At 70.4% G+C, this 11730-nt stretch carries 9 protein-coding genes; 6 read left to right on the forward strand and 3 right to left on the reverse strand.

Annotated features, from left to right (window positions below; translation table 11 throughout):
- Nucleotides 1–94 precede the first annotated feature (94 nt).
- Genes AB4Z47_RS12750 through AB4Z47_RS12765 form a run of 4 tightly spaced genes read left to right on the forward strand, consistent with a single transcriptional unit; the run spans nt 95 to nt 3423 of the window.
- Nucleotides 95–820 (forward strand): alpha/beta hydrolase, encoded by a 726-nt coding sequence (locus tag AB4Z47_RS12750; RefSeq protein ID WP_441950525.1) that lies wholly within the window; start codon nt 95–97, stop codon nt 818–820.
- 38 nt (nt 821–858) lie between these two features.
- Nucleotides 859–1293, forward strand: coding sequence for a type VII secretion target (locus AB4Z47_RS12755; protein ID WP_441950526.1), 435 nt, complete (start codon nt 859–861; stop codon nt 1291–1293).
- The gene (locus tag AB4Z47_RS12760) at nt 1286–2578 is read left to right on the forward strand and encodes a WXG100 family type VII secretion target (protein ID WP_441950527.1); all 1293 of its coding nucleotides are present in this window, start codon (nt 1286–1288) and stop codon (nt 2576–2578) included. The genes AB4Z47_RS12755 and AB4Z47_RS12760 overlap by 8 nt, the downstream gene beginning before the upstream one ends.
- Nucleotides 2560–3423, forward strand: coding sequence for an ESX secretion-associated protein EspG (locus AB4Z47_RS12765; protein ID WP_441950528.1), 864 nt, complete (start codon nt 2560–2562; stop codon nt 3421–3423). The genes AB4Z47_RS12760 and AB4Z47_RS12765 overlap by 19 nt, the downstream gene beginning before the upstream one ends.
- Before the next feature lie 108 nt (nt 3424–3531).
- Here AB4Z47_RS12765 and AB4Z47_RS12770 read toward each other — a convergent pair whose 3' ends face one another.
- Both AB4Z47_RS12770 and AB4Z47_RS12775 read right to left on the reverse strand, forming a co-directional pair.
- Nucleotides 3532–4155 (reverse strand): phosphoribosyltransferase, encoded by a 624-nt coding sequence (locus AB4Z47_RS12770; RefSeq protein ID WP_441950530.1) that lies wholly within the window; start codon nt 4153–4155, stop codon nt 3532–3534.
- A gap of 11 nt (nt 4156–4166) precedes the next feature.
- Entirely contained in the window at nt 4167–5021 is an 855-nt protein-coding gene (locus AB4Z47_RS12775; RefSeq protein WP_441950531.1) for a carbon-nitrogen hydrolase family protein, read from the reverse strand.
- A gap of 62 nt (nt 5022–5083) precedes the next feature.
- On the opposite strand from AB4Z47_RS12775, the gene AB4Z47_RS12780 reads away from it, so the two are divergent.
- Both AB4Z47_RS12780 and AB4Z47_RS12785 read left to right on the forward strand, forming a co-directional pair.
- Nucleotides 5084–6874 carry a DEAD/DEAH box helicase gene (locus AB4Z47_RS12780; protein WP_441950533.1) on the forward strand — a complete coding sequence of 597 codons (1791 nt, stop codon included), beginning with the start codon at nt 5084–5086 and terminating at the stop codon, nt 6872–6874.
- A gap of 110 nt (nt 6875–6984) precedes the next feature.
- A complete protein-coding gene (locus AB4Z47_RS12785) occupies nt 6985–10350 on the forward strand; it encodes an AAA domain-containing protein (RefSeq protein ID WP_441950534.1) in 3366 nt (1121 codons plus the stop codon).
- 5 nt (nt 10351–10355) lie between these two features.
- Here the strand turns inward: AB4Z47_RS12785 and AB4Z47_RS12790 are convergent, their stop codons facing one another.
- On the reverse strand, nt 10356–11534 hold the full coding sequence (locus AB4Z47_RS12790) for an amino acid deaminase/aldolase (protein ID WP_441950535.1): 1179 nt from the start codon (nt 11532–11534) through the stop codon (nt 10356–10358).
- Between the last annotated feature and the right edge of the window lie 196 nt (nt 11535–11730).

The following is an 11730-nucleotide window of genomic DNA, read 5'->3' on the forward strand; positions in this document are numbered from 1 at the left end:
CTCGGGAAAGGGCAGGGTCGCCGCGCAGTGTAGCGATCTTCTCCGAGTTGATGTGGCGTGCCATGACCAGCGGAATCTTTGGCAAGATCGACGAATGCCATTTTTCGAGGGCGCCCGCGGCCGGATGCACTATCGGTGGTGGCCGACCGAAAACCCGGTGCTCACCGTGGTTCTGCTGCCCGGAATGGGCCAGCACAGCGGCCACTATCACCGTCTCGCCCGCACCCTGCAACCCGCCCACATCCAGATGTGGGCGTTGGACACCTCAGGACACGGGCTGAGCGAAGGCGACCCAGACCGGCCGGGCACCCTGGTCGAGCTGGTCGCCGACGCACTGCGCCTGGTCGAGCTGGCTCGCGCCGCGCAGCCGCACACGCCGCTGATCCTGATGGGCCACTCACTCGGCGCGGTCACCGCACTGGGCATGCTCGGCGCCGCGGTGCCGGATTCGACCGAGGCGGCACCGGATTCGGCCATCCTGGAGCGGGCCTACCCGCTGCGGCCTGCCCTGCCCACGAGCACGCTGGCGGGTCTTGTGCTGTCCGGCGTGCCGAAGCGTGCACTCGGCGGCGGTACGCCCGGCGCGCCGGGAACGCCGCTGCCGCGCCGGCTTCCGGTGCTGGCGGTGCACGGTGTCGAGGATCGGCGCGCGCCGATCGATGCGGTCAGGGTCTGGACTAGCCGCCACGAATCGGTACATTTGCGGGAGTACACCGACGCCGGGCACGACCTGCTGCACGAGCCGGTGCACGCGCGGGTCGCTGCCGACATCGCGGACTGGATGCAGGGTGTCGTCGTGGGGTCGGCGCGGCATCCGTGAACCGAACACGCTTCGGATGAGGAAGGGGGACGGTGCATATGCCATCGAACGAGAACGGGTTCGGCGGAGAGCCACCCGCCGAGGTCACGGCGCCCGGCGTCGACGTCGCCGCGCTGAATCGCGCGGTCGACGACGGGACACTGTGGATCGACGGCCTCCTCGTCGCGGACGGTGCACACGAACGGTGCGCGCGCCAGTACGAGCAGCTCGCCGACCGGGTCGAAGCGCAGATCCGCGTGCTGAACGCGGCGGTCTCGCTGCCCGGCTTCGGCGGGTTCACCTCCGGTGACGCCCTGCGCGCCGGTTTCGAACGCAAAGCCGACGGCGCGATCGCCCGGCTGCGGGAATACGCCACGGGGGCCAGGGAACTCGCACAGACCTTCCGCGCGGCGGCGGCCGCCTACCAGGGTGCCGACCATGCCCTCGCCGCGGCGGTCGATCGGATCGACGTGACGGGAGCCACGCATGCGTAAGATGCCGCGCGCCGCCGAGCGGGCCACGCACCGGCGCACCGACCCCGCCTACGTGCCGAACGTCGAAATTTTCGACAACCTCACCCACGACGAGATCCACGCCAAAGTCCAGCTGCTGAATCCTGCGTTGCTCGCGGGCGGCCAGCAGGCGTGGGCCGATTCCGGCGCCGGCCTGGCGGACGCGATCTTCCAGGCACACACCGAGATTCGCGCCGCCATCGCCGATGGCTGGCGCGGTAGCGCGGCCGAGAGCGCGGTCGCGGTGGTACGCGTGTTCGAACAGAGCGGCCAAGACCTCGCCGATGTGCTCGCGGTGGTCTCGCAGCGCCTGGGACAGGCGAGCGACGCGGCGGAGGCGCTGCGGGCCGCCGTATCGGAGCCGTCCGGTGTCGCGCCGGATCTGGCCGCGGCCCTACTGGATCCGGCCCAGGCGACCAGCAACATCGACGGACAGAAGGAGGGCGAGCACGCGCGCCAGGACGTCGTGCGTGCGATGACCGACATCTATGCGGGAGTGTTCATCCGGACCGGCACCGATGTCCCCGCGTTCCCCGACGAGGCGGACGACCGAGCGCCCGACGCGCCGACCGGTGCCCCGGTAGCCAAGGTGACCGGCACCGGCCCGAAAGTGTCCGACGCACAGATCGTTTCGCTCGACCCGACCGTGCAAGGGACCAGGTCGGCGGACCCGATCGCGGACGGAGCGCCCACCGACCAGGCGTCCGACGCCGCACCCGCGACCACGGCCGCCGGGGTCACTCCGACCGACACCGTGGTCCCCGCCGACACGCCGACGAACGCACCCCGCGTCGCGCCTGCCGCCGCCGAGGCTCCGCCGTCGGTGGTCCCGGCCGGTAACCGGCTCCGCACCGCTCCCGCCGCGAGCACACGCGCGGCGACGAACACGGCCGCCGCGGCGGCCGCGCCGATCGTCGTGCCGACCACCCCGGGCACCAGCAACCCGGTCCCAGCGGAACACGAGCGCAAACGCGATGAGCGGCGCACGGACAATGCGGGCAATGACGCGGTCACCGGTGTCGGCGCGGGCGCCGTGGGCGGTCTGATGGGCGGCGCACTCGCCACCACCGACACCCCGAGACCGGGATCGAGCGTCGCCGCGAACGCGGTCGCCGCACGAACCGTGCACGTCGACGAGGAGGACGACGAGTTCGACCTCGACGACCTCCCGACTTACCTCGAGCCCTCCGACCACGGTGGTGAACTGATCGGGTCGCTCGATCCGACGACGCCGCCCGTGCTCGGTGAATGGACCGAGTACGAGTGAACTGGACGCTGACCCCGGACCAGTTCGCGCTGGCCTGGTCGCGCACCGACGGCGATCGGATCCCCTACCCGCTGGCCATCCGCCTGTCCGCGCGCGATACCGGCGAGCGCGCCGCGCAACTACCCGCACTCAGCGGTTGGTGCGATCGCGTGCTGGACGCGGATCTGGAAGCGGCGCTGCGCATCCTCGCTCAGCCGGACCTGCGCATCGAGGTGTTCGGACAGCATGATCCAGTGCCGATCCCGCCCGAACCGGGTCCGAGCCGGGACGGTGGCCCACTGGCGCCGCCTCCCACGCCTGCGGCAGAAGGCGGGCACGCACCCAGCCCGGCGGCGCGGCCGGTCCGGATTCTCGGCGCCGCATGCGGGAACATCGCGGTGGTCGCGACGCAGCGTCCAGGCGCGAGCCCGGACCGCGGCGATGCGGTGCGCTTGTTCGTCGGCAGCCCGAAAAACCTTGCCGCGCGAGTAGTCTCGACGCTGCCGGAGAACAACCCCGGCTCCCTCCCGCGACTGACCGCCCCTCGTGCCCAGGTCGGCGAGGACAGTCGCGGCTTGGTCACCGTCCCGGTCGCCGGACCGTCACCATCGGCCAGAATCCGCAAGCTGCTGAAGCAGCCGCGCGAGGGCATCGGCCAGATCGTCGTCTCCGCCCGCCGCGGTGCGGGCGAGCCGCGCCCGTTCGGCGTGCTGTGCTGGATCGACGTGGTCGGAGACGGGCGATACGCGGTGCGCACCGGCGTCGACGTCGATATCGTCGCCGTGACGGCGGAAGGGTTCGCCGCCCACCTGCGCCCGATGGTCACCGCGGCCGCACGCACCATCACGGCCTACGCAGAGCGCTGATCCACCGCGGTGTGTGTCCGGCAGGAACCACGACGCGTGGCAAGCGCTTACGCTACGCGGAGCCCGCGCGGCGGCACCGCAAGGGCATCGCCGAGATCTGAGCTGCGCTCAGCGCAGCAGCTCGGTGACCTCGTCGTCCTCGAGCTGATGGAAGTCACGGTAGGCGGCGCCGACACCGCCGAGCGAGCGCGGCACCCACGGACAGACCACCTCGTCGGCCTCGGCGGTGACACGCTGCAACGCCTCCCCGGAAGAGACGGGGATCGCGGCCACGATCCGCGCGGGCTGGTGCAGACGCGCGACACGGCAGGCGGCCACGACGGTGGCGCCGGTCGCCATCCCGTCGTCCACGATCACCACTGTGCGCCCGTCCAGCGCCACCGGTGGCTCGTCGCCGCGCAGCACCAGCCTGCGCCGCTCCAGCTCGGCGCGCTCCGCGTGCTCGATCGAGGCCAGTCGCCGGGGCGAGACGCCGGTGTGCGACAGCACATCCGGATTCAGCACGCGCACGCCGTCCTCGCCGACGGCGCCCATCGCCAGCTCCGGCTGCCACGGCACACCGAGCTTGCGGACCAGGAGGATGTCGAGATCACCGCCGATCACGGCACGCACCGCGGCAGCCACCGGGACGCCGCCGCGCGGGAGACCGAGCACCAGCGGGTTCGACGCCCGCAGGTGTTCCAGAAGCGCACCCAGCGTGCGACCGGCCGAGGCCCGATCGGAGTAGACCATCCACCCGGACGCTACTCCGGTCCGCGCTCGGTGATCGCGAATCGGCGCAAGGCGAGGCTGGGGTTGACGGTGCGGACCTTGCCCAGGTGCGCGAGGTCGATTCCGGCGGTGAGGATGCCCGGCTCGTCAGAGAGTTCGGTGAGCACCACGCCGGTCGGGTCGACGATCATCGAGGCGCCCGCGCCGCGCGGAGCGGCTTGATCGGCGGCGGCCACGTACATGGTGTTCTCGATGGCGCGCGCCCGCACCAGCGTGGTCCATTGGTCGACCTTGGCCGGGCCGGGAATCCACTGCGCCGGCAGCAGCAGCACGTGCGCGCCCGCCGCCGCGACCCGGCGGACGCCTTCGGGGAAGCGCAGATCGAAGCAGGTCTGCATGCCGAATGTCACATCCGCGACGGTAAAGGTGACCGGCGTCTCGATCGCGCCGGGCTCGACCACGTCGGATTCGAAGTGTCCGAAGGCGTCGTAGAGATGCACTTTCCGATACCGCGCGACGAGGGTTCCGTCGGGCCCGAGGACCACGAGCGTGTTGCGAATCCGGTCGCCGCCGGGAGCGACTTCCTCCACCATTCCGGCGACCAAGAACATCCCGAAATCGCGCGCGATGCCGCCGAGGCCGGTGACGAACGGCCCGGTCAGCGGTTCGGCGACGGCAACGACCCGCTCGTCCAGCCGGGTCACGGCAAACATCGAGTACTCCGGCGCGACGACCACCCGCGCGCCGCGGTCGCGGGCCGTGCGCACGTGCTCGCGCAGGGCGGCGAGGTTGGCCGACGGGGCAGTCGACGGGGCGAACTGGACGACCGCCACGTCCAGCTGATCCGGCGTCGGGTCCCGATACCCGCGCGAGTTGTCCAGTTGCATAGGTCTCACCGTATTGGGGCCGTGGCCTTGGCGACCAGCACGAGGCAGTAAACTCCTGGTCAATGAGTACCAATCAGGTCGACAGCGTTCCTGGCGACAACGACAGGGACACCGACGGCCCGTCTTTCGCCGATCTCGGTATCGATGACCGCATCCTCGCGGCCATCGCCGATGTCGGTTACGAGTCGCCATCGCCGATCCAGGCGGCGACGATTCCCCCATTGCTCTCCGGCGCGGACGTCGTCGGTCTCGCGCAGACCGGTACCGGCAAGACCGCCGCCTTCGCGATTCCGATCCTGATGGGCTTGGAGGTCGCCGGCAGGCATCCTCGTGCCCTCGTGCTCGCCCCGACCCGTGAGCTCGCGATCCAGGTCGCCGAGGCGTTCGGCCGCTACGCCGCGCACATTCCAGGCCTGCACGTGCTGCCGATCTACGGCGGCCAGAGCTACGGCGTCCAGCTCTCCGGCCTGCGCCGCGGCGCGCACGTCGTGGTCGGCACGCCGGGCCGCGTGATCGATCATCTGGAGAAGGGCACGCTCGACCTGTCGCAGCTGCAGTACTTGGTGCTCGACGAGGCCGACGAGATGCTGAAGATGGGCTTCCAGGAGGACGTCGAGCGCATCCTTGCGGACACGCCGTCGGACAAGCAGGTGGCGCTGTTCTCCGCGACCATGCCCGCCGCGATCCGCAAGATCTCCAAGCAGTATCTGCACGATCCGGTCGAGATCACGGTCAAGTCGAAGACCTCGACGGCGACCAACATCACGCAGCGCTGGGTGCAGGTCTCGCATCAGCGCAAGCTGGACGCGCTCACCAGGATCCTCGAGGTCGAGTCGTTCGAGGCGATGATCATCTTCGTTCGGACCAAGCAGGCCACCGAGGAGCTGGCCGAAAAGCTGCGCGCCAGGGGCTTTTCCGCCGCCGCGATCAACGGAGACATCGCACAGAACCAGCGCGAGCGCACCATCGGCCAGCTCAAGTCCGGTGCGCTGGACATCCTCGTCGCCACCGACGTCGCCGCGCGCGGACTGGATGTGGACCGCATCTCACACGTGGTCAACTACGACATCCCGCACGACACCGAGTCCTACGTGCACCGCATCGGCCGCACCGGGCGGGCCGGGCGCAGCGGCGAGGCGCTGCTGTTCGTCGCACCGCGCGAGCGGCACCTGCTCAAGTCGATCGAGCGGGCCACCAGGCACCCGCTGGCCGAAATGCAGCTGCCCAGTGTGGAAGACGTCAACGCACAGCGCGTCACCAAATTCGGTGACGCCATCACCGAGAACCTCGCCTCGGCGAACCTCCCGCTGTTCCGCAAACTGATCGAGGACTACGAGCGCGAGCACAACATCCCGCTGGTCGACATCGCGGCGGCGCTGGCCGTCGGCTCCTACGACGGCGACAACTTCTTCATGGAACCCGAGCCCGAGCCGGTAGAGCGCCCGCAGCGCGACCGGACCCCGCGCGAGCGGCCCGCACGGCGTCTCGAGGACGACCGGCAGGGCGGCGGTCTGCACCGCGCCACCGGAGCAGAGCTGGCGACCTACCGAATCAGCGTCGGCAAGCGGCATCGCGTGGTGCCGGGCGCGATCGTCGGCGCCATCGCCAACGAGGGTGGCCTGCGCCGCAGCGACTTCGGGCATATCAGCATCCGTCCCGACCACAGCCTGGTGGAGCTGCCCGCGCAGCTGCCCGCTGAAACGCTGGAAGCGTTGCGGCGCACCAGGATCGGTGGCGTGCTTATCCAGCTGCAGCTCGACCAGGGTCCGCCGCAGCAACGCTCGTTCAGCCGGGGTCCGCGCCGGGATCGCGACGGCGCCAAGCGAACGGAGCGGCGTAAGCCACGCTCCTGAACCGGGGAGGGTACACCGAGGTCAGACGGGCTAGCTACAGTGTTGCCGTCGGTGCGTAATGAGGCGCATGCCGGCAGCGGGTGTCCCGCGAAGACACAGGAGGGCCGCGTTTGTTCCTGTTCGGTGATCGTGTCGTCTGCACCGCCGTCGACCTCGTGCGCGCGGCGCGTTGCGAATTCGCGCTGCTGCGCGCCCTCGACACCGAACTGGGCACCATCCAGGCCGAATTCGATGGCGCCGAACGGGCGCCCGAGCCGCCGAACATAGTCGACGATCCCCTGGAACACCGCCTCGCCGACTACCGCGCGCGGTTCGGCGGCGCGATGGTGGAGATCGACCGTCCACCCGACCAACCGGGTGAACCGGCCGAGCGGATCGATGCGCTGACGGCCGCGCACGCGCAGACCGTCGCGGCGCTGCACGCAGGCGTGCCCGTGATCCACGGCGCGACCTTCTTCGACGGCCGATTCGACTACTCCTGCGACTTCCTCGTCCGCGCCGACCATCGGGTCCGCTACACCGTGCACGGCACCGCGCCCGCCAGGACGGACCGGGTCGGCGCCGCGGTCGAACTCGCCGCCTGCGCCGACGCCCTCGACCGCTCCGGCGCGCTGACCGCGCCGCTGATCCGGCTGCACCTCGCCGAGGGGAGCAGCGCCCACCCGTTGAGCGAGCTCCTTCCCGTGTATCGCGCACGCAGGCGCCGGGTAGAACGCATTCTGGACGAGAAGCTCAGCGAGCTGCTACCGGTGCAGTGGGGCGACCCTCGCTATCTCGCCTGCGGCCGCTGCCGGACCTGCACCGCCGCCCTCTCCGCCGCGCGCGACCTGCTGCTCGTGGCGGGCATGCCGTCGGCGACCCGCACCCGTCTGCGCGAAGCAGGCGTGAGCACCATCGATCGGCTGGCCGCCGCCGAGGTCTCGGTGCCAGGCGTGCCGCCGCGCACCTTGTCCACACTGCGCCGCCAGGCGGAAATCCAACTGCGGCGCGATGATTCGGGCCAGCCGATGCACAGCCTGGTGGACGCGATCGCGCTCGGCGCACTGCCGCCGCCCTCCCCCGGCGATCTCTCGCTCACCATCGAGGGCGGCGGCCGACTACCGCTCACCCTGGAGGTGGGCGGGCCGGGCACCGTGCACCTGTCGTTCCGCGGCCCGTTCGGCGCGGCGGGAACGCCGGACAGCGAGTCGGCCGGACAGCGCCGCGCGCTCGAACAGGTGCTCGACTATCTCGTGCGGCGGCGACGAATATATCCGGACCTGCACGTCTACCATTACACCTCGGCGGTGCGCACGGCACTGCTGCACTGCAGCGGGCGGCACGGAGTCGGTGCGGAGATCGTGGACGAGCTGCTGTGCGACGGCGTCTTGGTCGACCTGTACCCGATCGTCCGCAACGCCATGATCACCGGCGAGCGGTCCTACCGTCTGAGCAGCCTTCGGCGGCTGCTCCCCGGTGCGGCGCATTCGCCCGCCGCCGAACGCGATTGCCTGACCGTGCTGCGACTGCGGGACTGGTTACTGGACCGGGCCGCCGAGCAGCGCATCGACCCGCAAGCGGTGACGCTGGAGCAGGCCAGCTCGTGGTGCACGGTGGCGGGCCCCGACGAGCCGGAGTCCGCGCCCCCGTCGCGTCCGTCATCGTTGGAGGCCGCGCTCGCGGAATATGCTGCCGGATATGGTGATCCGCTGCACCCCTCCGCCATGATGGCCGCGGCGCTCGGCTACCACCGGCGCGAACGGCAGCCGCTGTGGTGGGCGCACGCCGACCGGCTCAGCCATCCCGTGGACGAATGGGCCGACGCCCCTGGCGTTCTGGTCGCCGACTGGGGCACGGTCGACACCAAGTGGCATCGCCGCCCGGACCGGCCGACAATGCGGCGGTATCTGACGCTGACCGGCCGGATCGCAAGGAGCTGGAGCGGCGCGGCAGGGCCGAGCGCGCTGACCCCCGGCACCCCCGTCTACACCTTCTACGACCGGCCGGTCGCCGCGGGCATGGTCACCGCCGTCGGTCGGCGCGCCACCGCGACTGCGACGGTGCTCGGCTGCTCGGTGGACGCCGAGTTCGACGACACCGTCCGACTGGAGGAACTGCTGCCCGACGGCTGCGAACCTTACGACGAACTGCCGACCGCGATCGCGCCCGGTCTTCCGGCCTGGGATGAGAACGCCGAGACGGCAGTGGAATTCGCGGCGCAGCAGTTGCTCATGACGTTGCCGGACGCGCCGCGGGAGGCGATTTTCGACATTCTCGTGCGTCGCCCGCCGCGGCTGCGCGGGGACGCCGGGCTGCCCGCGGTGCACGGCGACTACGCCGCGGCGATCACCGCCGCCGTGCGCGAACTCGACCGCTCCTATCTCGCGGTGCAGGGACCGTCCGGCACCGGCAAGGCCTCGACCGCTGCCCGGGTGCTGGAGCATTTGGTCACCCGACACAAATGGCGGATCGGTATTGTCGCGCAGGCGCATTCGACGGTGGAGAATCTGCTCGACGCGATCGTGCGGATCGGCGTGCTCCCGGAGCTGGTCGCCAAGAAGGACGTCGCGGCGGTCGCCCCGGAGTGGGCCGTGATCGACGCCGATCGCTATCCACGCTTCCTGGACAACGCCATCAGCGGCTGCGTTCTCGGCGGCACCCCGGCCGATTTCGCGAACGAGAACGTGGTGCCGCGCGCGAGCCTCGATCTGCTCGTGGTCGCCGACGCGGGCCGTCTGTCGTTGGCCGACACCGTGGCCGTCGGGGCAAGCGCGCGAAACCTGCTGCTGCTCGGCGATCCCGTGCCGTCGGCCGCACGCAGCGCCCATCCGGCTCCGGTCGGCGAATCGGTGCTCGGCTGGCTGGCCGAGGGCCGCCAGACCTTGCCCGCGCAGCGCGGCTACTTTCTGGACCGGACCTGGCGGATGCATCCCGCGGTGTGCGAACCGCTCTCCCGGCTGTACTACGACGGCCGCCTACGGTCCAACGAAACCGTCACCCTCGCACGGCAGCTCGACGGCGAGGAACCAGGCGTGTGCACGGTACTGGTGGATCATCACGGCAACTCCACCGAATCGGTAGCCGAGGCCCGGGAGGTGGTGCGCCGGGTCCGCACGCTGCTGGGCATGTCGTGGACGAGCGGTGCGACGACTCGCAGACTGCACCCGCACGACATCTTCGTGGTGGCGCCGTACGCCGCGCAGGTCGGGCGGATCAAGACCATGCTGGCTCGCGCGAAGATCGAGGACGTGCTGGTGGGGACGCCGGACCGGTTCCGAGGCAGGGAAGCGGCCGTGGTGCTGCTCTCGATGACCACCTCCAGCCCTGCCGACGCCCCATACGGCATGACGTTCCTGTTGTCACGTAACCTGCTCCACGCCGCGCTGTGCCGCGCGATGTGGAAGGCGATCATCATTCGCTCGCCACTGCTCACCGAATACCTGCCCGCCGCACCCGATGACCTGGCCGACCTGGCCGGGTTCTTGCGGTTGGGCTGAGGCGGTCAGCCGAAGCAGGCGCCCTCGCCGCGGTAGGTCGGCACGGAGCTGCGGGAGCCGTCGGCGTCGACCAGATGCAGGGTGTCGAACCGTTCGCAGAGTTCACCGGCCTTCGCGTGCCGAAACCACACCCGATCGCCGATGCGCAGTTCCGCAGCCCCTGACAGCGGGGTCTGCACCTCGCCGGCGCCCTCGGTGCCGAGCAGCTTCAATCTGCTGGGCCACACCGGTTTCGGCACCCGCGACGGCCCGGCCGGGCCGGAGGCTATGTAGCCGCCAGCGAAGACGGTGGCTATGGTCGGCGTCGGTCGCCGCAACACAGAGGTCGCGAAATACAGTGCGGGCCTCGGTGTGAACGATCGGTAGTGGTCGAAGAGTGTCGGCACGTACAAGCCGGAACCCGCGGTCACCTCGGTGATGTCCGGGTCGGCGACGCTTACCTCGATCGACCCCGTGCCGCCGCTGTTCACGATCTCCAGCTTGCCGGTCGTCGAGCGGACCGCGTCGAGCACCTTCGCGCGGCGCCTGGCGATCTCCGCCGCGGACGCACTCTTCACCAGGCGCACCGCGACAGTGGTGTCGGGCAGCCCGGCGATCTGCGCCTCGTAGGTCATCACGCCGACTACGTCGAACCCGCGGCGCAGCGCCTGACTCGCCAATGCGGCGGCCTGTTCGGGTGTCCGCACCGGGGAGCGGCGTACACCGAGATGGATCGGACCGATCCGCAAGGAGGCGTCCACGTCCAGGCAGACCCGTGGGCGCACCCGGTCGGTGCCGACGGCGGCGCGGATCAGGTCGAGTTGGGCGACGTCGTCGATCATCAGCGTGATGGAGCGCAGCAGGGTATCGTCGGCGGCCAGTTCGGCCAGCGCTGCCCGGTCCACGCTCGGGTAGCCGAGCAGGATGTCGCGGGCTCCACGACGTACCAGCCAGATGGCTTCGCGCAGGGAGTAGGACATAATGCCCGCGAAGCCGCCCGCAGCGGTGAGATCGGCGCCGAGCACTTCTTCGAGGACGGCGCGGCAGCGCACGGATTTGCTGGCCACGCGCACCGATAGACCCGCGGCGCGGCGCACCAGATCAGCGGCATTCGCGCGCAGGGCGGCCAGGTCCAGGACGGCAAGCGGCGGATCCAGCTCGGCGGTGGCCGCGTGCAGGCCCGCGATCGGCGACGTTTCGGTCACCGGAAATACTCAACCACCGAACTGGTCAAACGTCCAGCACTTCGGTCTACTAGTGTGTCGGTCCCGAAATTTTCGCCATATATTTCGCTAGGGAGTCGAGGATTTCCTCGGCTGTTTTGCGCCAGACGAAGGGTTTGGGGTTCTCGTTCCAGTTGGTGATCCAGGCGCGGACGTCTTTCTCCAGCGCGGCAACGCT

Source organism: Nocardia sp. 2TAF39 (assembly GCF_052114905.1).
Classification (GTDB): Bacteria; Actinomycetota; Actinomycetes; order Mycobacteriales; family Mycobacteriaceae; genus Nocardia.

Bases quoted from the DNA above. Each gene is read 5' to 3' on its own strand.
- AB4Z47_RS12770 (WP_441950530.1), bottom strand. From the start codon at position 4,155: ATGGTCTACTCCGATCGGGCCTCGGCCGGTCGCACGCTGGGTGCGCTT.
- AB4Z47_RS12755 (WP_441950526.1), top strand. From the start codon at position 859: ATGCCATCGAACGAGAACGGGTTCGGCGGAGAGCCACCCGCCGAGGTC.
- AB4Z47_RS12775 (WP_441950531.1), bottom strand. From the start codon at position 5,021: ATGCAACTGGACAACTCGCGCGGGTATCGGGACCCGACGCCGGATCAG.
- AB4Z47_RS12750 (WP_441950525.1), top strand. From the start codon at position 95: ATGCCATTTTTCGAGGGCGCCCGCGGCCGGATGCACTATCGGTGGTGG.
- AB4Z47_RS12780 (WP_441950533.1), top strand. From the start codon at position 5,084: ATGAGTACCAATCAGGTCGACAGCGTTCCTGGCGACAACGACAGGGAC.
- AB4Z47_RS12760 (WP_441950527.1), top strand. From the start codon at position 1,286: ATGCGTAAGATGCCGCGCGCCGCCGAGCGGGCCACGCACCGGCGCACC.
- AB4Z47_RS12765 (WP_441950528.1), top strand. From the start codon at position 2,560: ATGGACCGAGTACGAGTGAACTGGACGCTGACCCCGGACCAGTTCGCG.